The organism is Leptolyngbya sp. 'hensonii' (genome assembly GCF_001939115.1).
Taxonomy (GTDB): domain Bacteria; phylum Cyanobacteriota; class Cyanobacteriia.
Map to the genome: position 1 here is coordinate 81,500 of NZ_MQTZ01000017.1, position 21,063 is coordinate 102,562.

17 protein-coding genes are annotated in these 21,063 nt (G+C 53.9%); 11 read left to right on the plus strand and 6 right to left on the minus strand.

Features of this window, described 5'->3' with window-relative positions; genetic code table 11:
• Window positions 1–133 precede the first annotated feature (133 nt).
• Together tgt and BST81_RS05880 are read left to right on the plus strand one after the other, a co-directional pair.
• Window positions 134–1,291, plus strand: a complete 1,158-nt coding sequence (gene tgt / locus BST81_RS05875; RefSeq protein WP_363079453.1) for a tRNA guanosine(34) transglycosylase Tgt — start codon at window positions 134–136, stop codon at window positions 1,289–1,291.
• 61 nt (window positions 1,292–1,352) lie between these two features.
• Entirely contained in the window at window positions 1,353–1,490 is a 138-nt protein-coding gene (locus BST81_RS05880; protein WP_075597608.1) for a photosystem II reaction center protein K, read from the plus strand.
• A gap of 185 nt (window positions 1,491–1,675) precedes the next feature.
• Here the strand turns inward: BST81_RS05880 and BST81_RS05885 are convergent, their stop codons facing one another.
• Window positions 1,676–3,274 (minus strand): serine/threonine-protein kinase, encoded by a 1,599-nt coding sequence (locus BST81_RS05885; protein ID WP_075597609.1) that lies wholly within the window; start codon window positions 3,272–3,274, stop codon window positions 1,676–1,678.
• A 524-nt stretch (window positions 3,275–3,798) separates the two neighbouring features.
• Here BST81_RS05885 and pheT point away from each other — a divergent pair.
• Together pheT and BST81_RS05895 are read left to right on the plus strand one after the other, a co-directional pair.
• Window positions 3,799–6,249, plus strand: coding sequence for a phenylalanine--tRNA ligase subunit beta (gene pheT, locus BST81_RS05890; RefSeq protein ID WP_075597610.1), 2,451 nt, complete (start codon window positions 3,799–3,801; stop codon window positions 6,247–6,249).
• A 98-nt stretch (window positions 6,250–6,347) separates the two neighbouring features.
• Entirely contained in the window at window positions 6,348–6,617 is a 270-nt protein-coding gene (locus BST81_RS05895) for a YciI family protein (protein WP_075597611.1), read from the plus strand.
• Between the two features lie 38 nt (window positions 6,618–6,655).
• Here the strand turns inward: BST81_RS05895 and BST81_RS05900 are convergent, their stop codons facing one another.
• Window positions 6,656–7,399 (minus strand): methyltransferase domain-containing protein, encoded by a 744-nt coding sequence (locus BST81_RS05900; RefSeq protein ID WP_075597612.1) that lies wholly within the window; start codon window positions 7,397–7,399, stop codon window positions 6,656–6,658.
• Between the two features lies 1 nt (window position 7,400).
• A complete protein-coding gene (locus BST81_RS05905) occupies window positions 7,401–7,589 on the minus strand; it encodes a hypothetical protein (RefSeq protein WP_083636693.1) in 189 nt (62 codons plus the stop codon).
• 321 nt (window positions 7,590–7,910) lie between these two features.
• On the opposite strand from BST81_RS05905, the gene BST81_RS05910 reads away from it, so the two are divergent.
• The 7 genes from BST81_RS05910 to BST81_RS05940 all read left to right on the plus strand — a co-directional run bounded on the left by BST81_RS05910 (window position 7,911) and on the right by BST81_RS05940 (window position 17,788).
• Window positions 7,911–10,577, plus strand: a complete 2,667-nt coding sequence (locus tag BST81_RS05910) for a mannose-1-phosphate guanyltransferase (protein ID WP_075597614.1) — start codon at window positions 7,911–7,913, stop codon at window positions 10,575–10,577.
• A gap of 10 nt (window positions 10,578–10,587) precedes the next feature.
• Entirely contained in the window at window positions 10,588–12,165 is a 1,578-nt protein-coding gene (locus BST81_RS05915) for an AAA family ATPase (RefSeq protein ID WP_075597615.1), read from the plus strand.
• A gap of 162 nt (window positions 12,166–12,327) precedes the next feature.
• A complete protein-coding gene (locus tag BST81_RS05920; protein ID WP_075597616.1) occupies window positions 12,328–12,702 on the plus strand; it encodes a DUF1257 domain-containing protein in 375 nt (124 codons plus the stop codon).
• A gap of 76 nt (window positions 12,703–12,778) precedes the next feature.
• The gene (locus tag BST81_RS05925; protein ID WP_075597617.1) at window positions 12,779–15,412 is read left to right on the plus strand and encodes an EAL domain-containing protein; all 2,634 of its coding nucleotides are present in this window, start codon (window positions 12,779–12,781) and stop codon (window positions 15,410–15,412) included.
• 37 nt (window positions 15,413–15,449) lie between these two features.
• Window positions 15,450–16,433, plus strand: a complete 984-nt coding sequence (locus BST81_RS05930; protein WP_075597618.1) for a carbohydrate kinase — start codon at window positions 15,450–15,452, stop codon at window positions 16,431–16,433.
• Window positions 16,434–16,539: 106 nt separating this feature from the next.
• The gene (locus BST81_RS05935) at window positions 16,540–17,103 is read left to right on the plus strand and encodes a Uma2 family endonuclease (protein WP_075597619.1); all 564 of its coding nucleotides are present in this window, start codon (window positions 16,540–16,542) and stop codon (window positions 17,101–17,103) included.
• A gap of 220 nt (window positions 17,104–17,323) precedes the next feature.
• Complete coding sequence (locus tag BST81_RS05940; protein ID WP_075597620.1) at window positions 17,324–17,788, plus strand: CYTH domain-containing protein; 465 nt, start codon at window positions 17,324–17,326, stop codon at window positions 17,786–17,788.
• Here BST81_RS05940 and BST81_RS05945 read toward each other — a convergent pair whose 3' ends face one another.
• The 3 genes from BST81_RS05945 to BST81_RS05955 all read right to left on the minus strand — a co-directional run bounded on the left by BST81_RS05945 (window position 17,789) and on the right by BST81_RS05955 (window position 21,036).
• Window positions 17,789–18,442 carry a superoxide dismutase gene (locus BST81_RS05945; protein WP_253188107.1) on the minus strand — a complete coding sequence of 218 codons (654 nt, stop codon included), beginning with the start codon at window positions 18,440–18,442 and terminating at the stop codon, window positions 17,789–17,791.
• A gap of 77 nt (window positions 18,443–18,519) precedes the next feature.
• Window positions 18,520–19,428, minus strand: coding sequence for a tRNA pseudouridine(55) synthase TruB (gene truB, locus BST81_RS05950; RefSeq protein ID WP_075597622.1), 909 nt, complete (start codon window positions 19,426–19,428; stop codon window positions 18,520–18,522).
• A 27-nt stretch (window positions 19,429–19,455) separates the two neighbouring features.
• Entirely contained in the window at window positions 19,456–21,036 is a 1,581-nt protein-coding gene (locus BST81_RS05955; RefSeq protein ID WP_216351228.1) for an alpha/beta hydrolase, read from the minus strand.
• Between the last annotated feature and the right edge of the window lie 27 nt (window positions 21,037–21,063).

Sequence of the window (21,063 nt, forward strand, 5' to 3'; positions counted from 1 at the left end):
ACGTGGCTCATCGCTTGGTTCCGCCACCAAGTTCATCTTATCTGGTCAAGTGGGATCAGTCTGTGGGCATTACTCAAATTTCTGGACGAGGAAGAGCCGGGGCGCTAGTATGATGCTCCTCGTAGCCTGATTTTTGCATGCCTTGAACGCCCCATCCTCATCCTCCCAGTTTTCGTTTCACTGTCAGGCCATCTGCAGCCACAGCAGTGCCCGCGCTGGCATTTTTCTGACCCCCCATGGGTCCGTGGAAACTCCTCGCTTTATGCCAGTCGGAACGCTTGCGAACGTCAAGACCTTAACCCCGGAGCAACTGCAGGCAACAGGGGCCCAGATGATCCTGGCCAATACTTATCACCTACATCTGCAACCCGGAGAGACCATTGTGGCCCAGGCTGGAGGCTTGCACGCCTTCATGCAGTGGCAGGGGCCAATTTTGACTGACTCAGGCGGTTTTCAGGTCTTTAGCCTGAGTGAGTTGCGGCAGATCAACGATACCGGAGTGACGTTTCGATCGCCCCGGGATGGCCAGGTGATTGAATTAACCCCCGAACGATCGATCCAGATTCAGAATGCCCTGGGGGCAGATGTGATCATGGCCTTTGATGAGTGCCCCCCCTATCCAGCCAGTCAAACGGCAGTTGCCACCGCCACCGAACGCACCTATCGCTGGCTGGAGCGTTGTATTGCAGCACATCAGCGATCGGATCAGGCTCTGTTTGGGATCGTTCAGGGGGGAGTCTATCCGGAGTTGCGGCAAGCAGCTGCTCGTCAATTAGCCGCGCTGGATCTGCCAGGGTACGCCATTGGGGGTGTGAGTGTTGGGGAACCATCTGAGTTAATTGATCCGATTGTCCAAGCCACGGCCCCCCTCCTCCCCCCAGACAAGCCCCGCTACCTGATGGGGGTAGGCACCTACCGGGAAATGGCACGGGCAGTTGCAGCAGGGGTCGATTTGTTCGACTGTGTGATCCCAACCCGCCTAGCCCGCCATGGCAGTGCCTTGGTGGGCGGTGAGCGCTGGAATTTGAAAAATGCCCGGTTTCAGCAAGACTTCACCCCTCTGGATCAGGACTGTCCCTGCTATACCTGTCGGCACTTCACCCGCGCCTATGTCAGTCACTTACTCAGAGCCCATGAGATCCTGGGCTATACCCTGCTCTCCATTCACAACATTACGGAACTGGTTCGGTTTACCGAGGGCATGCGAGCCGCCATTTTGAGCGATCGGTTCACGATGGACTTTAGTCGCTGGTTAAGTCCAGCAATTCTGCAGTCGGATGCAATTGAATGACCGGGGGCATGTTAAGATACGTCTCAAAGCTTAAATCTGTGTCAGAGAGGTCAATTTATACATGGAAGCGGCACTGCTGTTAGCAAAACTCCCCGAAGCCTATTCGATTTTTGATCCTTTAGTGGATGTTTTACCTTTGATTCCCCTATTCTTCTTTTTGCTGGCCTTTGTCTGGCAGGCATCTGTTGGTTTTAAATAAGCAAGTTCAAAATTCAGTGGAATAAGGTTGGGAGAGTAAGATTTTACTCTCCCAATTTTTTAGCCCACTCCCCCTTCCCTCTCCAAATCTCCATAGGAAGGTAGAGAATCCCGAAAAAAGCTAGACCCTGGTAGCCCTGGCGACTAACATCGCAGCCATCCTGGGAAGTTCGTGTCAGATGACGCCTAGAAAAGTCCTCGCTTCCCAGCTGGCTTCACGGTTGCCCAGTTGGTTTTAGCCAGAGAGAGTTGTTCGTCCGTGACTTTAGCCCCTGTCAGGTTTGCACCACAGAGGTTAGCGCCCCGCAAATTGGCATTAGCCAAATAGGCATTGGTCAGGTCTGCCCCCCGCAAATCCGCCCCCTGGAGATTGGCATAGCTCATATAAGCCTTACCCAGATTAGCATCCCGAAGATTGGCCCCACTGAGACTGGCCTTACCAAAATCAGCACTGAACAGGTTAGCACCTTGAAGGTTCACTTTATCCAGCTTGGCCTGGTTAAAGTTAGCGCCCGAGAGGTTGTAGCGTTGCAGACTGAGCTGGGTGAAATCATGTAGGGAAAAATCGCGCTTGCCCCGGTTATAGGCAATCTGGAGCCCATTGGCATCCAGCTTGGCTGGAACTTTGGGCCGATCGCCAGCAGAAGACCCTGTTTTGCCCTTCGTGCCACCCGTCTGACCCGGTCGCCCCATCGTCCGGCCAGAGGTAAATTCAGAGGTAGGGCTGGCAGAGTCGGAGCGATTCTGGCGGGCTCGAATTCCCATGGCCACCCGCGCCATAGAGGATGGTAGACCAGCCCCTCCACCAGTATCAGGACCTCCCCGACCATAGCCCTGGTTCCGATTTGTCGGCTGACTGGTCAACCCTTTAGCCAGACTATCCATGTAAGGCTCCAGATCAAGAGCCCTCAGCATGTCAGCCGCAGACTGGTAGCGGTGCCTCACCGATACTTCCAGAGACTTTTTTAGGACCTCAATGAAGTGATCACTGACATGCACGTATTTCTGCCAGAGCAGTTCTCCTGTGGCCGGGTCATAGTCCATGTCCTTGGGAGCACGCCCAGACAACAGGTAAATACAGGTCACACCCAGAGCATAGATGTCACTGGCATAGACCGGACGCATGGCCATCTGCTCTGGCGGAGCATAGCCTGGTGTACCGATCGCATAAGCGGTTAGGGCAGTTTGCTCAGAGGCACTGGTTGCCGTCTGGCTAACCTGGTCTTTCACGGCCCCAAAGTCAATCATCACCAGCTTTGCATCCTGATTGCGGCGAATGATGTTGGCTGGTTTAATATCCCGATGAATCACCTGCTGGCTATGAATGTATTGCAAAACTGGTAGAATTTCGCTCAGGAATTGCTTGACCCCAGCTTCCGTAAATGGCCCATTTGCCTTAACTTCTTGCTGCAAAGTGAAACCACTGATATATTCCTGAACCAGATAGAATTCCTGATTTTCCTCGAAATAGTCCAGCAGACGAGGCACCTGGGGATGATTTCCGATTTTCCCCAATGTTTTTGCTTCCCTGCGAAATAAGTCCCGCGCCATCTGCATAACATTAGAGGCCGTCGAAGTGGGCCGCAGTTGCTTGATCACACAGCTTGGTGTGCCGGGAAGGGATTGATCCGTGGCTAAATAGGTTGAACCAAACCCACCCTGCCCCAAAGACTGGATCACCTGATAGCGATCGCGCAAAAGGAGCTTAGAGCCACAGGCCTGACAAAACTCTGTGTTGGTTAAGTTTTCTGGATTAGGACAGGCTGGATTCAAGCAGTAGCTCATTCAGCTTCACTCGCGCTAACATCACTTAGGAAACACTACACGTTATTTTCCTGCAGTTTTTCTATTCACTTTTTCTGCTTCCATTATCCCCTGAGGTTTGATGAAAGTGGATAGGCAGTCATACAGAAGTACTCTTAAAGAATTGCTAAATTCGAATGATAAGGCAATTAAAAGAACCGCATTCATCGGTAAATTCACCGAACTTGAGCCTGTTTGCAAGCAAAGCCCTGGAAGAAGAAACTAGTTCTCCTCAACATCCGATCAAGATCAGGATGCAGGGAAAAATTTGAAAGAAATGGGAAAATCAGATCATTACACTGCCTTAAAAGAGTCCATTGGGTTGAGAGAGACCTTACTTGAAGTGAGGGAGCTCAACTAACTTAAACCAGCAGATTACTCTTTCATGTCATTAACAGGAACTTATCTCAGTAGCATAACCTTTACTCACGCAATATTCTAGCTGTGTTTCCCCATCTGAAGGGTAAAATAGTCAGGCTAAGATGATTTAAGAAGCGAGAGCCTCAATGCGTATCTCCATAAACTGGCTGCGGGAATTAGTGGACATTAATGTGCCTCCCGAACAGTTAGCTGAAACGTTAACCATGGCCGGATTTGAAGTGGAGGATATTGAAGATCGCCGTACCTGGGCTGATGGTGTTGTTATTGGAAAAATCTTGAGTTGTGACCCTCACCCCAACGCCGATAAGTTGCGAGTTTGCCAGGTAGATCTCGGGACCACAACACCAGCCAACATTGTCTGTGGCGCATCCAACGCTCGATCGGGGATCCAGGTTGCCGTGGCCACTCCAGGCACTTATCTGCCTCAGATCGACCTCAAAATTCGCCCCACTAAGCTCCGGGGAGTACCGTCCGAAGGCATGATTTGCTCACTGGCTGAACTGGGATTGGCCAAGGAGTCCGCTGGGATTCATATCTTTGACCAGGAGGATCTGTCCCTGGGTAGTGATGTCCGTCCCCTCCTGGGGTTAGACGATGTCATCCTAGATGTTACCTCTACGGCCAATCGGGCTGATGCCCTCAGTATGGTCGGGATTGCTCGGGAAGTTGCGGCCCTCACAGGCGGAACCTTACGACTGCCTGGCGGCCAGACAGACCAGATTCCAGGAGAACCACTCAACAACTCCGCTCTTCTCTCCTTGAAAGTCTCTGAACCTCAAGCCTGCCCCAGTTACATCGGAACCGTCATTACTGGGGTCCAGACTGGGCCGTCCCCAGAGTGGCTGCAGCGACGGTTACAGGCAGCCGGTCTTAGACCCATTAACAACGTTGTGGATATTACCAACTACATCCTTCTGGAGTGGGGCCAACCGCTACATGCCTTTGATCGCGATCGCCTGGTAGGGTTGGCCGGGCAGGCTGACCTCACGATTGGGGTCCGGTTTGCCCAGGCGGGAGAATCCCTCAAAACCCTGGACGGACAGACCCGCACCCTGCAGACCCAGAACTTACTGATCACGGCAAATGATCACCCGATTGCCCTGGCAGGGGTCATGGGGGGTGAAGAAACAGAAGTCCATGCAGGCAGCCAAAACCTGGTTCTGGAAGCAGCCATCTTTGAACCGATCGTGATTCGTCGATCAGCCCGAAGCCAGGCCCTGCGCACAGAAGCTTCTGCTCGGTATGAGCGCGGGGTCAACCAGGCAGAACTCTCGATTGCCTGTGGTCGGGCTTTACAACTGATCACCGAATTAGCGGGTGGTACGATCGTGGCTCAGACTCGCTCCACAGCCCTAACAGACTCGACCCATTGGGTCCGCTCCATCGAACTGCGGCTGGACCGAATCAACCAAATTCTGGGCCCGATCGAGGTGGGTGACGATGTCGGTGACTTGCAGGCTAACGTGGTAGAACGGATTCTGACCACATTAGGATGCACCATCACCCCCACTGAAACTGAACGAGTCTGGATGGTGACTGTTCCCCCCTATCGGTATCGGGATCTGGAGCGGGAAATTGACCTGATCGAAGAAGTGGCCAGGCTCTATGGATACAACAATTTTTGCGATACCTTACCCAATAAAACAGAGCCTGGCTATCTCTCGCTGGAACAGGAACTCACGCGCAAGCTCCGGGCCTGCCTGCGAGCAGAGGGCTTAACGGAGTTAATGCACTACTCCCTGGTAAAAACTGGAGGCAGCCGTCAAATTGCCCTCGCCAATCCCCTGTTCACCGAGTATTCGGCCCTCCGCACTCACCTGCTCCCGGATTTGATTGATGCCTTTCAATACAACCTGGAACAGGGCAATGGCCCCCTGAACGGATTTGAGATTGGTCGGGTCTTCTGGAGTGAAGAAGATGGCCTGAGTGAGGCCGATGCTGTGGCCGGAGTTTTGGGAGGAGACCCCAAACAGGGCAAATGGCCCCAAGGGGGTCGAGATCAACCCATGACCTGGTATGAGGCTAAAGGGGTTCTGGATGCTGTTTTTCAACGGCTCGGGCTCCCGATCGAATACCAGCCTGATCAACGAGATCCCCTGCTCCATCCTGGTCGCACCGCGTCCCTGTGGATTCGAGGCAACCACCTTGGCACCTTTGGCCAACTCCATCCCCAGGTCCGTCAGGAACGGGGATTGCCTGATGCCATTTATGCCTTTGAGTTAAATCAGGATGTGATCCTGGACTTTATGGATCAAGATGAGTACTTAACTCCCCTGTTCCGCGCCTATTCTACTTTTCCAGCCTCCGATCGAGACCTAGCCTTCTTCGCCGCCACCAAAATTTCTGTAGCGGAACTGATTCGGGTCATGACCAAAGCTGGGGGACAACTGCTGGAGTCGGTTGAGGTCTTTGATGAGTACCGGGGTGAGCATGTTCCCCCAGGGCAGCGGAGTCTGGCTTTCCGTTTAACCTACCGGGCCACCGATCGCACCCTGACCGATGCTGAGATCGAGCCCTTACACCAGCAGGTTCGAGAGGCGTTAGTGGACAAATTTCGAGTGGAATTAAGAAGTTGATTGCCCCAGAATCGCCAATCCCACCACCATAATCGTTGTAGGAGACGCGATTCATCGCATCTCCTACAACAAAAACAACCAGGAGGACCTCCAAGATTATGCCCAAATATGTGATGTGGGGCAGTTATTGCCAAGATGTATTGGAGAAACGAACCCCTTTCCGGCAGGCCCATCTGGATGGACTGGCAGCCCAAAAAGCGGAGGGGAAATTGATCACCGTTGGTCCCACCAAAGATGTCACCAAAGTCTTTGCCATCTACGAAGCCGAAGATGAAGCCACCGTGCGTCAACTGGTAGAGTCAGACCCCTACTGGCAGAACGGAATCTGGACGGACTACGACGTGAAAGAGTGGATCCAGGTCCATTAAACCAGAAACCTGCACTCGTTCCGGGTCCAGGCAGGTCGTCAGAATTTGACCTTGTAAAGCTGGAACAACTCTCCTGGCTGGGTAGCAACAATTTTTGCCCCAGCAGCAGCAATCGTTTTCTCCCAATCTTGGATCGTTTCCAGAAAGACCTCTGGCCCGAGATAGGTCTCCAGGATAGCCCAGTTCTCTGCCAGGGAAGTCTCTGGATTCAACACATCAAAAACAAAGAACCCCTCTGGCTTGAGTACTCGCTTGACCTGGGATAGGACCGCAGACCAGTAGGTCAACGAGTAGTAGCAACTGAAGCCCGTCCCGATCGCCAGATCAAAGTATGCCGGTTCATATTCCAGATCATGGGCTGGAGCCAATTTCACCCCTTTGAACAATTTAGAATTGAGCTGGGGACCCCGAGCAACCAGGGTATCACGGGCAAAAGCACTGATCTCCTGACCGTAAAAAAACGCTTCCCAATCTCGCCAGGGGTAAATCAGAAAGCTGACCCCACAGCCGAGATCAAGACAGCGCTGGTTTTTCTTGGGTTGAGCCAACTGCCAGAAGGTGGAAGTCAGCTTGGCCTGGAGCAAGCCAGATTTCCATTCCTGAAAAATGGGCATAGCTTCAACTTCCGTTGGCAATTGGAAGGGCTCCCGCCGGTATTCCCGATCGAAACGGTCCCTCACCGCATTCAGTCGGGGCTGCCAGTCTTCCGCAGGGGGAAGTTGTAGATCGGAAGAATCATGGGAATAAGGCCCTTTTTTGTGAGCCGCGCGATCATCAGTCAATTTAACTACCTTTCAAAGCCTTACCGAGATGTTGCCGACCTGCTTTACTAACCAACCATATTGGCCAAGCCAGGGAAAACATGAGCCGATTTGGCAATGTCTGGGTCAAAAATGTCTTCCGAAATCCACTCCAGAACATCCAGGCCCCACCCAGGTAAATGCCCAGCAAGGCCCAACCTGCTAATCCCATCAGTTAACCTCCAGACAAAATGAATTGGGTCAGTTCAGGTACTATCAATTCAGAACTGCCTGATTCCAGTTTACTCAGTTCATCCGTCATCTTCCAATCGTCAGGTTTTTTCGAAGCAAGGATGTCGTCCGGGGGAAAGGGAGATCACCCTGCTTGACTGTCCCAAGGCAACAAAATGGAGAAAAATTCTGCTCATCCTGGGTGATCCTCCCGGTTGAGAGATAGCCTAAGTTTAAGAGGAAGAGCAGACTAGAGTCGGCGCAAGTCAGTATTTCCAACAGAGACCGGTAGTGATTATATCCAGAAGATGGGAGAAACCCTATGCGAGCAGTGCTGATGGCTGGTGGATCGGGAACCCGGCTCAGGCCCCTGACCTGTGATTTGCCGAAACCAATGGTTCCTATTCTGAATCGACCCATTGCTGAGCACATCGTTAATCTCCTCAAGCGGCACGATATTACAGAGGTTATTGCAACCTTGCACTATCTCCCAGATGTCATGCGAGATTACTTCCAGGATGGTAGTAACTTCGGAATCCAGATGACTTATGCCGTGGAAGAGGATCAACCCCTGGGAACGGCTGGTTGCGTCAAGAACATTGCTGAGCTTCTGGATCAAACCTTTCTCGTCATCAGTGGAGACAGTATCACCGATTTTGACCTGACTGCAGCGATCCAGTTTCATCGCGAGAAACGATCGAAGGCCACCCTGATTCTGACCCGGGTACCCAATCCGATCGAGTTCGGGGTGGTGATCACCGATGAGAACTTGCAGATTCGCCGCTTTCTGGAAAAGCCTTCTACCAGCGAAATCTTCTCCGACACGGTGAACACCGGCACCTATATCTTGGAACCGGAGGTGTTGGACTATCTCCCAGCGCAACAGGAATCTGATTTCTCCAAAGACCTGTTTCCCCAACTCCTGGAACAGGGAGAGCCCATGTATGGCTATATTGCAGAGGGCTACTGGTGCGATGTTGGCCATCTGGACGTTTATCGAGAAGCCCAGTACGATGCCTTACTCCGCCGGGTCCAGTTGGAGTTTGCCTATCCGGAAGCCAGTCGCTGGGAAATTGATGGCAAAACCCTGACTTCTGCCCGAGCCGGAGCCATGGATCTGGAAAGAAGTCGTCCAGCCCTGACCCGATCGATGGACCCAGAAGGGGGCGAACGACTGGCCACCGACATGCTCTTGATCGGGCAAAACACCTATATTGACCCTTCCGCCCGCCTGGAGGCTCCGGCCATGATTGGTCATAACTGTCGAATTGGTCCTCGGGTTCACATCAGCGCTGGAACCGTGATTGGGGACAACGTCACCGTCGGAGCCGATGCAGATTTGAAGCGTCCGATTATCTGGAATGGAGCAATCATTGGGGATGAAGCCCGTCTGCGGGCCTGTGTGATTGGTCGGGGCACCCGTATCGATCGGCGCGCCCATGTTCTGGAGGGGGCGATCGTGGGTTCCCTCTCCATGGTGGGAGAAGAAGCCCAGATCAGCCCCAATGTGCGGGTCTGGCCCAGCAAGAAGGTTGAGCCCGGGGCCATCCTCAACATCAACCTGATCTGGGGCCATGCCGCCTATCGCAATTTGTTTGGGCAACGGGGGGTTTCTGGCCTAGCCAATGTTGATGTAACCCCAGAATTTGCCGTCAAGTTGGGAGCAGCCTATGGGTCCACCCTGCGATCGGGGGTGCAGGTCACAGTTTCCCGCGACCAGCGCAGTATCTCCCGCATGGTTTCCCGATCCCTGATCGCTGGACTCATGTCGGTGGGGGTCAATATTCAAAACCTGGAAGCCACAGCCATTCCCGTCGCTCGCACAGTGATTCCCTCCCTGGGCAGTGCCGGGGGCATTCACGTCCGGGTCCATCCAGAGCGATCGGATCATGTTCTGATTGAGTTTATGGACCATAAGGGGATTAACATTTCCAAAGCTCAGGAAAAGAAGATTGAAGGGGCTTTCTTCAAGGAAGACTTCCGCCGCGCCCAGATCCATGAAATCGGCAATGTCATCTATCCGGGACAGGTGATCGATGCCTACAGCACAGCTTTTGAAAAACATCTAAATGTCCGCAGCATTCGCAATACCAACTCCAAAGTTGTGATTGACTATGTGTACGCCGTCTCTGGAGCCGTACTTCCCCAACTGCTGGCCAAATTTGGCTGCGATGCCGTGGTCCTGAATGCCAGTCTGGGGCTAACTGCGCCTTCTGCCACCGATCGTGAAGGCTTATTGAACCAGTTGGGCCATGTGGTCGAGGCCCTACGGGCCACCTTCGGGGTCCAGGTCTCTGCCAACGGGGAACAACTGATTCTGGTGGACGAGTCCGGGATTCCGATTCGGGGAGAAATGCTGACCGCCCTGATGGTGGAAACCATCCTGACCAACCATCCCCGGAGCACCGTGGTCGTTCCAGTGCATGCTTCCAGTGCCGTGGAGCAGATCGCCCGTCGTCATGATGCCCGCGTGATTCGGACAAAAGCCAATCCTACGGCACTGATGGAAGCGTCCTACACCAATCCCCATGTGGTCCTGGGAGGCAGTGGAGAAATGGGATTTATTTTTCCCCAACTTCATCCCGGCTTTGATGCCATGTTCTGTATTGCCAAACTAATTGAAATGTTGACCCTGCAAGAACGCACCCTGGGCCAGATTCGATCGGATTTACCCAGAGTCGCCCATCGAACCTACACGATTCGTTGCCCCTGGACTGTGAAAGGCTCTCTGATGCGTTATCTGGTCGAGTCCCATCCGGCGGAAAATTTGGAACTGGTCGATGGAGTCAAGATTTTCAACTATCAATCGGATAGCTGGGTGCTAGTGTTACCCGATGCCGGGGAACCCCTGGTACATATTTTCGCCAATAGTGAAGACCGGGGCTGGGTAGACGAAATCTTACGAGAGTATCGCACCCGAGTTCAGGAATTCGTAGACCAGGAACAGGGGGTCGAGGAATTCAAACCCGATCTGTACAGTGGCTTTTAAGACCCAAACTATGAATGCTGATACCACTCTGGCTCGTCAACTGGATTTGATGATCCGAGCCAAATATTCCCTGATTTATATTGTCTCTACCGAAGAAGACCCGGTAGAGAGCCTACTCCACCAGGTGGCAACCCTGGTCTCCGTTCCCCGCAGCCTGCTCCTCTGGGATGTGGTTCGAGGATGGCAGGACAATGGCGCAGATAAGGGCTCTGTCATGGCAGCCCTGACCCGCATCAGTAAAGCGGATCCCCAGATTCCGGCCCTGTTTGTGTTACGCGATCTGCACCCCTACCTGCACCTCCACTATCCTCAAGGAGACAAGCACTCGGCGATCGTGCGGGAACTGCGCAACCTGGCCCGGGACCTGAAACAGACGCGCAAAACCCTGATTCTGACCAGCCCGATTCTGGAACTCCCGGCAGAATTACGGGACGAAGTCACCGTCCTGGACTTTCAGTTACCCACCATCCCCGAGATCAATCAGCTGCTACAACAGCTCATCGTCCCTGAAAAACTCAAGCTCAGTCCTCTGGGACGGGAGCAACTGGTGAAAGCCTGTCAGGGATTGAGTCGATCGCGGATTGAGCGGGTCTTAGGCAAGGCCCTGGCGGATAAACAACAGGTTGATGAGTCAGATATTGACAGTGTGCTGGAAGAAAAGCGCCAGGCGATCCGCCAGACTGAAATTCTGGAGTTTCTACGTGGACAGGAGTCGCTCAAACAGGTGGGAGGTTTAGAAAACCTAAAGCAGTGGGTGCAGATGCGGCGGGATGCTTTCACAGAAGAGGCTCGTCGCTATGGCATTCCCAACCCCAAAGGCGTCCTGCTGGTGGGGATCCAGGGCACCGGGAAATCCCTGTCTGCCAAAACGATCGCCCATGAATGGCATTTGCCCTTGCTGCGGCTAGACACAGGTCGCCTGTTCGGGGGCATCGTGGGGGAAAGTGAAAGCCGGGTGCGCCAGATGATCCAGGTCGCAGAAGCCATGGCCCCCTGCGTGTTATGGATCGATGAAATCGACAAGGGCTTTGGCAATATTGCCGGGGGCAGCGATGGGGACTCTGGCACCAGTCGGCGTGTCTTCGGCACCCTGATCACCTGGATGCAGGAGAAGACCAGCCCCGTTTTCATTGTGGCCACTGCCAACAATGTCCGGATTCTGCCTGCAGAACTGCTCCGGAAAGGCCGGTTCGACGAAATTTTCTTCCTCAACCTCCCCACGGCTGCAGAACGTCAAGAGATCTTCCGGGTGCATTTACAGCGCTGGCGACCTAACCGATTGCGAGACTTTGATCTGCCTCTGCTGGCCGATCAGACAGAGGATTTCAGTGGCGCTGAAATTGAACAGGTGATTGTGGATGCCATGCATCGAGCCTTCTTCGATCGTAGTGTCACAGGACAACGACGAGATTTCACCAGCAACGACATTGTACGGGCGATCGAAGAGACGGTTCCACTGGCTGCGATTGCCCGTGACCAGATTTCGGGATTGAAGCGCTGGGCCGCTGAAGCTGGTGCTCGAACCGCTTCCAGCGACAAGGAATTGATCGAGGAACTGCGGAAATACGTCCACCGGTCAGAGAATTAATGGCTCCAACTAGCCGGATCAGCCTTGAAGTTTATGAAGTTTATGAGGATGAATTTTGAATTTTGTCAGGCTTTGACCAGGACACAAGGTATTTTGACTTTTGAACTACGTTAATCTAGAGGGTATGCCTGCCCACACGCAGTATCGGAAAAGCGAACCGTTATGTCTCACTTCACCACCATTCAAGTCCATATCAAAGACGGTGAGATTTTATCCCAAGTTCTGGAAGAACTGGGATACGAGGTAGAACGGGATGCTGCCGTCCGGGGCTATCAGGGCGATCGCACCTACGCCGAGTTCGTCATCCGCCAGGACAACGGCTATGACCTGGGGTTTCGCCTGAACGGGAACAACTATGAACTGGTCGCTGATTTTTGGGGCGTTGCCATGAATCAGAAAACCTTTGTGAATCAGGTCTCTCAGAAGTATGCTCACAAGATGTTGCTGAGTACAGTCCAGGATCAGGGGTTTACCGTCGAAGCGGAAGAAATACTACCGGATGGGACCGTCAGGGTTTTAGTAGGGCGCTGGGCCTGATTCTCCCGATCGGCAGGGCACCGTTACCCGCATTGACCAGAAGCAAGTGAACTGAGGTTAGGGGTCACCGGCTGTGATGGATTGGCAGACAACGTCGGGCTTAACCAGTTGGGAGGGAAGATTCCTGGGAGCGAACCTCTCGGGATACGTTCTCTCTAAGACATTTCCGTTCCATCTTATTCTGGGGCAGGATTTACAAATCTTGCAGAGTGGCGATGCCATTCAGCAGCTATTTCCTGGGATTACGGTAGGGTCATCCCTGCAACAGCATTTCTATATCCGTTATCCTAATGGCCCAATCAACTATGGTGAGCTGAGTCAGCAATCCAGTACATCCATGGTTCTGGAGGCCAGCGACAACAGTTTACAGCTCCAGGGGCAATTACTGTTTAGCGAAAATCGGGACATCCTCTTTTTCCTGGGCATTCCCCACATCCCCCATCTGGAAGCCCTGAAGATTTTGGGCGCAAACCTCTCAAACTGGAAAGTTCAGGATTCGGTTGCAGACTTTCTCTTCCTGCTGCAGGCCCGCACCGTCAGTCTCTCGGATGCCAGACGGTTGGCGGAAAAACTGACTGAACAGCGGGCGGAATTGCACCGGGCCTTGGCCCAATCCGAACTAACCACCGCTGTGCTAGAGCAGGCCACGGATGCGATCGAAATCATGGACCCGGAGTTGAAAATTCTCTACGTCAACTCAGCCTTTGAGAAGATCACGGGGTATAGCCGCTCTGAGGCGATCGGGAAAACCCCCGCCACCCTTTTCCGAGCAGGCCAGCCCGAGGAAGGCATTTATGCCGAAATCTCCCGTTCCCTTTCATCTGGTCAGGTCTGGCACGGCTCCTATATCGGCAGACGCAAAGATGGCTCTTTCTACCATCAGGAAGCCACCCTTTTCCCGGTACTGAACTACGAGAACGAAGTCACAAACTACGTCGCGATCAAACGGGATATCAGCGATCGCAAACAGACCCAAACCAAGTTAGAACATTCCCTCTCCATCCTCAATGCAACTTTTGAAGCCACTGCTGACAGTATTCTGGTCACCGATATTCGGGGGAAGATCCTGCATTTCAACCAGAAGTTTGTCGATCTCTGGCAAATTCCTGCCTCGATCCTGAACCTGCGAGATAATCGCCAGTCCGTTCTGCATCATATTGCGGGTCAGCTCCGGGATCCCCAGAGCTTTTCCTCCAAAAAAATGCTGGAACTGTATGTCCGCCCCCACACGGAAAGTTACGACATCCTGGAACTGAAGGATGGCAGAGTTCTGGAGCTCTATTCCTCACCCCAGCGCCTGGATGATGTGGTGATTGGGTGGGTCTGGAGTTTCCGCGATGTGACGGAACGGCAACGAACAGAGGCCAGAATGCGCTATCAGGCACTCTACGACACGCTCACGGGATTGCCCAACCGGGTCTTATTTCACGATCGCCTCTCCGATGCCCTGGCCCAAGCTGGAGGCCGGGAGATTCAGGTTGCCGTTCTCTTCCTGGATCTGGATCGGTTTAAGCTGATCAACGATACTCTGGGTCATGCAGCCGGAGACCTTTTACTGCAGGAGTTTGCCCAACGTCTGAGATCCTGCCTGCGGGATAGTGATGTGCTGGCGCGCTGGGCTGGGGATGAATTTACCCTCTTAATTCCCCGTATTAATGGTGCAGAAGAAGCTGCCGCGATCGCCCAGCGCATTATGGAGACCTTGAAACCAGAGTTTAACCTGGATGGCCACCTGTTACGAGTCACCAGCAGCATTGGCATTGCCATCTATCCCCAGGATGGGACCGATGCCGAAACCCTGCTCAAACACGCCGATGCCGCTCTGTATCAAACCAAAGAGGCGGGTCGAAATGGATACCACTTTTATACATCCACCACAAATTCTGCAGCCTCTGCCTGGTTGACCCTGGAAAACCACCTGAACCGAGCCCTGGAGCGGCAGGAGTTTGTTCTGCACTACCAGCCCCAGGTCAATCTTGTGACGGGAGAAATTATTCAGATGGAGGCCCTGTTGCGTTGGCAGAGTCCTGAGTTAGGGCTAGTCTCTCCGGATCAGTTTATTCCACTGGCTGAGGAAAGCGGGCTCATCCTGGCGATCGGTGAGTGGGTGCTCCGCACAGCCTGTCGGCAACAGCGCCTTTGGCAGGAGAGCAGTCTCCCATCTGTTGGTATTGGGATTAACCTCTCTGGCCACCAGTTCAAGCAGCCCAGGCTGGTGGAAAGCATCCACCAAATTTTGCAAGAGACAGGGATGGAACCTCGATACCTGGAACTGGAAATTACTGAAACCACGGTGATGAAGGATGTCGATCGCACCCACCTCACCCTGGAAGAACTGCACCAACTGGGCATCTCCATCGCTCTGGATGACTTCGGTACGGGCTATTCATCCCTCAACTACCTTAAAAAGTTTCCGTTTCACACCCTGAAAATTGATCAATCGTTTATTGCAGAGGTAACCACAGATACCAATGATGAAGCGATCGTCACCGCTATCATTGCCCTGGGGCGGGTCTTAAAGCTGAAGCTGGTGGCGGAAGGCGTTGAGACTAGGGAACAGGCCCAGTTATTGCAGTCGCTGGGATGCGAGACCATGCAGGGCTATCTGTTCAGCCATCCCGTTCCGGCAGACCGGGCCACAGAATTGCTCCAGCACCGATCGTCGCCAGAACTGTTGCCCCCCATCTCGGGATCAACTGATTTGGGTTAAGCTAAACCCGGACTATTCACATGCAAATGCAAGGGCCATGACACCTCCACGTGTTCTCTGTCTGGGAGAGATTCTCTTTGATTTCCTGGCCAATCAACCCGGCCTGCCCCCCGATCAGGTTCGGTCCTGGACACCTTATGCAGGAGGTGCGCCAGCGAATGTGGCCTTTGCCCTGACCAAATTGGGGACATCCGCTGGCTTTATCGGCTGTGTGGGCCAGGATCAATCCGGGGAGGAATTGATCCGATTGCTGGATGAGGCAGGCGTGGATCGGAGCGGCATCCAGCGGTATCCAGCTCCCACCCGCAAAGTCTCCGTCGTCCTTTCCGAGACAGGCGATCGCACCTTTGCCGGGTTTCGGGGCGGATACCAGGCCAGTGACTTCGCTGACGCTTACCTGCAGGCCGACCTCCTCCCCACCTCCCTGTTCGAAACGGCTGATTTCCTGGTCCTGGGCACCTTAGAACTGGCCTATCCCGACAGTCGGGCCGCGATTGAGCGGGCGATCTCCCTGGCGGAACAACACTACGTCAAGATTCTGGTTGATATCAACTGGCGACCCATGTTCTGGCCCGACTTAGCCGTTGCCATCCCCCTGATTCAGATTCTGTTAAAACAGGTGGACTTTCTCAAGCTCTCCGTGGAAGAGGCCGAGTGGCTATTCGGGACCAGTGATCCGGGGGCGATCGGCCATCGGCTAGGCAATGTTGAAGGTGTTCTGGTAACTGCTGGTGCAGCCGGGTGCGCTTACTGCCTGAGCAACCATGAGGGCAGACTGTCTGCCTTTGAAGTGGATGTAGAAGACACCACTGGAGCTGGGGACGGCTTTGTTGCTGGCTTTGTGCATCAGCTCTGCACCCGGGGCTGGCCAGCCCTGCAAGAGGCAGACCAAGTGAGAGATGTGGTTATCTATGCCAGTGCGGTCGGGGCTCTGACTGCCCTACGCCCAGGCGCGATCGCCGCCCAGCCTACCGGAGCCGAGGTTGATGCGTTTTTATATTTGAATCACCTCAACTCATAACCCCCTATCAGGCAGGGCGATCGCAGGCAAATCATGCCCGATCCGAGGGAAACCATGGAAAATAGGAGGATGAAGCAGTGGACCGATCGGTTTGCCGGTGATCTCAATGGCACAAGCACTTTCCAACCCGCTCACCTTGCAAGAATTTCTGGAATTGCCAGAAACCAAACCAGCCAGTGAATACATCGACGGACGGGTGATTCAAAAACCCATGCCCAAGGGACGACATAGCCGTTTGCAAGGAAAACTCTGTGCCGCCATCAATCAAGTTGCAGAGGATCTGAAAATTGCCTATGCCTTCCCCGAATTGAGATGTAGTTTTGCAGGGCGATCGATCGTTCCTGATATTGCAGTCTTTCGCTGGCATCGGATTCCCTTCACAGCCGCAGGGGACGTTCCCGACAACTTTGACCTTCCACCCGATTGGACCATTGAAATCCTTTCCCCGGAACAGAAGCCCAATAAAGTGTTGGGAAATCTACTCCACTGTCTGGAACATGGGAGTAATCTGGGCTGGTTCATTGACCCGGATGATGTCAGTATTCTGGTGTTACAGCCTCAGCAACAGCCAGTTCTGTGTCAGGGCACTCAAGTCCTCCCAGTCTTGCCTGACTTGGCACTCCCCCTCACAGGAACTCAAGTGTTCCACTGGCTCAAAATGGGACAATAATTCGGAGGAATTTGTGACAATTTTTTGAAAGCCTTCGGCAGGAAGTCCCCAATCGTAAGGTCTCCGTCTAAACCCATCGCTTTAGAAGAATTTCCGCAGCTACCAGAAACCAAACCCCTGCCAGAATGTAACAAATCCAAATTATGGATCTTTTGTACTATAATAAACTACTAGCGCAGTCCAACCAAGGTATAGATTAACGAAATGCCTTAGGATAAAGATGGCGATCGAAATTGAACGCAAATTTCTAGTAAATGGAGAAGCGTGGCGCAGTCTCGGCCAGGGCACGCCCTATCGCCAGGGCTATATTGCGACGGTCAATGGCACAACTGTGCGGGTGCGAATTGCCGGAACCCAGGGCTACATTACCCTGAAGGGATTCAAGACTGTGCTGGCCCGATCTGAGTTCGAATATCCCATCCCCCTGGAGGACGCCGCCACCCTGCTGGAGCAGTTCTGCGATCGGCCCTTGATTGAGAAAGTACGCTATCGGATTCCGATCGGGGATCTGGTCTGGGAAGTGGATGAGTTCACCGGAGAAAACCAGGGTCTGATCGTGGCCGAGGTGGAACTGCAGGATGAACAGCAAGCCATTGAGCTGCCGGATTGGGTTGGCGCAGAAGTTTCCCACGACCCCCGCTACCTGAACGCCAACCTGGTCCGGCACCCCTACAGCCGCTGGTGATCAGGTTGAGGCAAACCGCCGATCGACCACGGCCCAATTCACCACATTCCACCAGGCAGTCAGGTAATCGGCCCGCCGGTTCTGGTACTTGAGATAGTAGGCATGCTCCCAGACATCATTGCCCAGGATCGGCGTCAGTCCCTCGCTCAGAGGACTATCCTGGTTCGCCGTACTCATCACCTTGAGCTGTCCCTGGGCATCCTGGACCAACCAGGCCCAGCCACTGCCAAAGCACTTCATCCCGGCCTGATTAAATTGCTGCTTGAAACTATCGAAGCTGCCAAACTGTTTTTTAATCGCCTGACCCAGTTCCCCCTGAGGCTCCCCACCCCCATCCGGCCCCATACTTGACCAGAACAGAGTGTGATTGACGTGGCCCCCGCCATGATTGCGTACCGTGGTGCGAATTTCCTGGGGTACCGCCTGCAAATCTTTGAGCAGGTCTTCCGCACTCTTGCCCTTCAAGTCTGGAAAGCGGGCGATCGCTCCATTCAGAGTCGCCACATAGGCTGCATGGTGCTTGTCATGATGAATCCGCATCGTGCGTTCATCAATATGAGGTTCCAAGGCATTGTAGGCGTAGGGCAACGGGGGCACCGTGAAGGGACCCTGGGGCAACTCCGCCGCCAGCGCTTCTAGCCCCAAAGACTCCATTCCCAGAAAGGTTCCGGCGGTTCCGGCTCCCAGCAACAACAGAACATGGCGGCGCTTGAGAGACATGATGCTTCTCCTCAGAGATTATTGTCAAATACGATGCGGGGAGCCAGCAGCTCAGTTTCGTCTACCTGAACCCATTGCCCGATCCCCAGAAAGCGATCGTCTCCATGGTAGACCCGAATCATGGCCTTTGACAGATCCATCCCTGGCGACCAGGGAATGGACTGGCCCTGGCACCAGCGCTGGGCTGCGGGCACCGGCAGGTCGATCGCCGGGAGATGTCTCAGGGCAGCATCAGGAGGAAGGGGCTGCCAGATCTCCTGTGGCAATCGGATCTCCAGATCTTCCAGGGTGAGGCTATCAGCCAACTGGAAGCCACAACTCTCGGTTCGCTCCAATTTTGCCAAGGTTCCGCCCGTCTGTAAGACCTCCCCCAAATCGCGGGCGATCGCCCGAATATAGGTGCCCGGACCACAGGCGATCTCCAGATCGATCTCCGGGAAATCCCCCGATCGCCAGGCCAAAATCTCAATCCGCGATACTACTACAGATCGGACAGGCACCTCGATCGTCTCACCGGCTCGGGCCAGATTGTACAGTCGCTGCCCCTGCACCTGAATCGCACTGTACATCGGTGGCACCTGCTGGATCTGACCGACAAATTGGGGCAGCGCAGCCTGTACCTGGGGCAGATCCAGATGGGGAACCGCATGAGCCGCGATCACCTCCCCCTCCAGATCATCCGTGGTGGTTTGCAGGCCAAACCGCACCGTCGCCCGATAGGCTTTCCCATCCGGCAAAAACTGCAATAGGCGCGTAGCCCGATCGAGGGCTATCGGCAATACCCCAGTTGCCGCCGGGTCCAGGGTACCCCCATGGCCCACTCGCTTCATTTTCAACAAGCGCCGCACCCGAGCTACACAGTCGTGAGACGTCAGGCCAGCCGGTTTGTTCAGATTTAAAAACCCACAAAAATTCGCCATAGATTGTGCTGAGGAAAGCTCCGACGGTTATTGCACGGATCCGCCGATCGCCTGCTCTAGTTGAGCCGTGGTCAAAGATTGCACCAGATGAAGATCCAGAGGTCCCTGACTCAGAAAGTCTGCATAAGCAGCAGTCAGGTAAGCCCGGTATTCCGATCGACCCGCCACATAAGTCTGAAAAAAAGCAACCGTCAGGGCATTCATGTAGCGACGGGCAATTCGAGGATTAGGCCCAACCAGGGCATCAGGAATTGGGACAGGCCCACCCGCAGGTCCTGCTTCTGCAATCATGGAAAAGTGTGTCCCACCTTTGACAGCCGCCAGGTAGCGATGGGTGGTCGTCAACCAGGTGAAAGGAAAGAGTTGTTCGGGCAGTGCCGGGGTTACAGTATCCGCCAAACCCGTCACGACCATCACGGGCACTTGAATTTTGCTCAAGCTTTCTTTCCCCAGGACCGTGCCTGCCACCGGGTTAATCGCGATCGTCGCCTTAATGCGAGAATCATAGAGGATACGAGATGCATTCACCTGGGTAGCCAAACACTGAAGCAAGAGAGACAGATTCAGAGAGTCCGCACCCGGTGGACAAGCTTGCTGGAGCCGGGAAAAGTTAATCCCAGGGCTAACCACCACCAGCGCCGTATAGCCTCCAAAGGATTGACCCACAATCCCAACCTGACGGGTGTTGAGGAGACCGCGATACTCAGAGACTCCCTGGCTGAGTTGCTCCAGTTCATCCAACAAAAATCGGATATCCAGGGGCCGATCGATGAATTCTGAAGGCTCCACCACCTCACTGGCCCGACCACTGATCAGGGCACTCAACTGTCGGGCATTACTGCCCAAATGCTCCGGCACCGCCACCGCAAATCCGTAGGAAGCGAGTTGCTGAGCCAGATAAGCCAGGGTGCTCCGGTCTGAACCGACACCGTGGGAAATGACGATCACCGGGTAGGGAGGTTGGGGGGCATCCTGGGAGCGTTGCCCCTGGGGCAGATAAATATCCGCCGGATAGGTCCGCTGCCGGGATAGATCATTGAGAACGATCGTGCGCTGCTTCCAGGTGTAGGGGCCGCGATTCCGCAAATCGGGTTGATCCTTAAAGGGAATCACCGGAATCGTCGTTGCTTCCGTAGCAGCCACCCGAAAGATGGCAGCCTGGGCCTGATTGGTTTGCTGAATAAACTGCTGCAAAACACCCGCAATCTCCAGAGAGCGGGCTACATTAATTCGCAGTTCCCGGCTGGGAAATTTTTTCAGTACATTCAGCAGGGTCAGACCATCAGCATCCGCCGCTGATAGGATCAGGGCCGATCGGATAGCATAAAACCCAGACAGGCCGGAATCCACCTGGATCACCTGCCCCAGACGTTGGAGCAGGTTTTCTCCGATCGGGGTGTAGAGAAATTGAGAAATCGCCACCGGACTGAGGTCAATCCGGCTCAGGAGCACCGAACGAAACTGCTGCAACTGTCCAGGCTCAACATACTCGGCATAAGCAGCCAGATCATCTTTAATCACCCCAGTTCTGGCATAGGTCTCCAGGGAATTGATGGAGATGGATCGTTCCAGCACACTGTAAGAGACATGAATTCGCTCAGCAGCCATAGCAGGCAAGCTGCTCACCATTGCGCA

Excerpts from the sequence above, each read along its gene's own strand:
- BST81_RS05935 (WP_075597619.1), top strand. The coding sequence starts at position 16,540 with ATGGCACAAGCACTTTCCAACCCGCTCACCTTGCAAGAATTTCTGGAA.
- BST81_RS05915 (WP_075597615.1), top strand. The coding sequence starts at position 10,588 with ATGAATGCTGATACCACTCTGGCTCGTCAACTGGATTTGATGATCCGA.
- BST81_RS05910 (WP_075597614.1), top strand. The coding sequence starts at position 7,911 with ATGCGAGCAGTGCTGATGGCTGGTGGATCGGGAACCCGGCTCAGGCCC.
- BST81_RS05955 (WP_216351228.1), bottom strand. The coding sequence starts at position 21,036 with ATGGCTGCTGAGCGAATTCATGTCTCTTACAGTGTGCTGGAACGATCC.
- pheT (WP_075597610.1), top strand. The coding sequence starts at position 3,799 with ATGCGTATCTCCATAAACTGGCTGCGGGAATTAGTGGACATTAATGTG.
- BST81_RS05895 (WP_075597611.1), top strand. The coding sequence starts at position 6,348 with ATGCCCAAATATGTGATGTGGGGCAGTTATTGCCAAGATGTATTGGAG.
- BST81_RS05930 (WP_075597618.1), top strand. The coding sequence starts at position 15,450 with ATGACACCTCCACGTGTTCTCTGTCTGGGAGAGATTCTCTTTGATTTC.
- BST81_RS05940 (WP_075597620.1), top strand. The coding sequence starts at position 17,324 with ATGGCGATCGAAATTGAACGCAAATTTCTAGTAAATGGAGAAGCGTGG.
- BST81_RS05925 (WP_075597617.1), top strand. The coding sequence starts at position 12,779 with ATGGATTGGCAGACAACGTCGGGCTTAACCAGTTGGGAGGGAAGATTC.
- BST81_RS05880 (WP_075597608.1), top strand. The coding sequence starts at position 1,353 with ATGGAAGCGGCACTGCTGTTAGCAAAACTCCCCGAAGCCTATTCGATT.
- BST81_RS05920 (WP_075597616.1), top strand. The coding sequence starts at position 12,328 with ATGTCTCACTTCACCACCATTCAAGTCCATATCAAAGACGGTGAGATT.
- BST81_RS05885 (WP_075597609.1), bottom strand. The coding sequence starts at position 3,274 with ATGAGCTACTGCTTGAATCCAGCCTGTCCTAATCCAGAAAACTTAACC.
- BST81_RS05905 (WP_083636693.1), bottom strand. The coding sequence starts at position 7,589 with ATGGGATTAGCAGGTTGGGCCTTGCTGGGCATTTACCTGGGTGGGGCC.
- truB (WP_075597622.1), bottom strand. The coding sequence starts at position 19,428 with ATGGCGAATTTTTGTGGGTTTTTAAATCTGAACAAACCGGCTGGCCTG.
- BST81_RS05945 (WP_253188107.1), bottom strand. The coding sequence starts at position 18,442 with ATGGAGTCTTTGGGGCTAGAAGCGCTGGCGGCGGAGTTGCCCCAGGGT.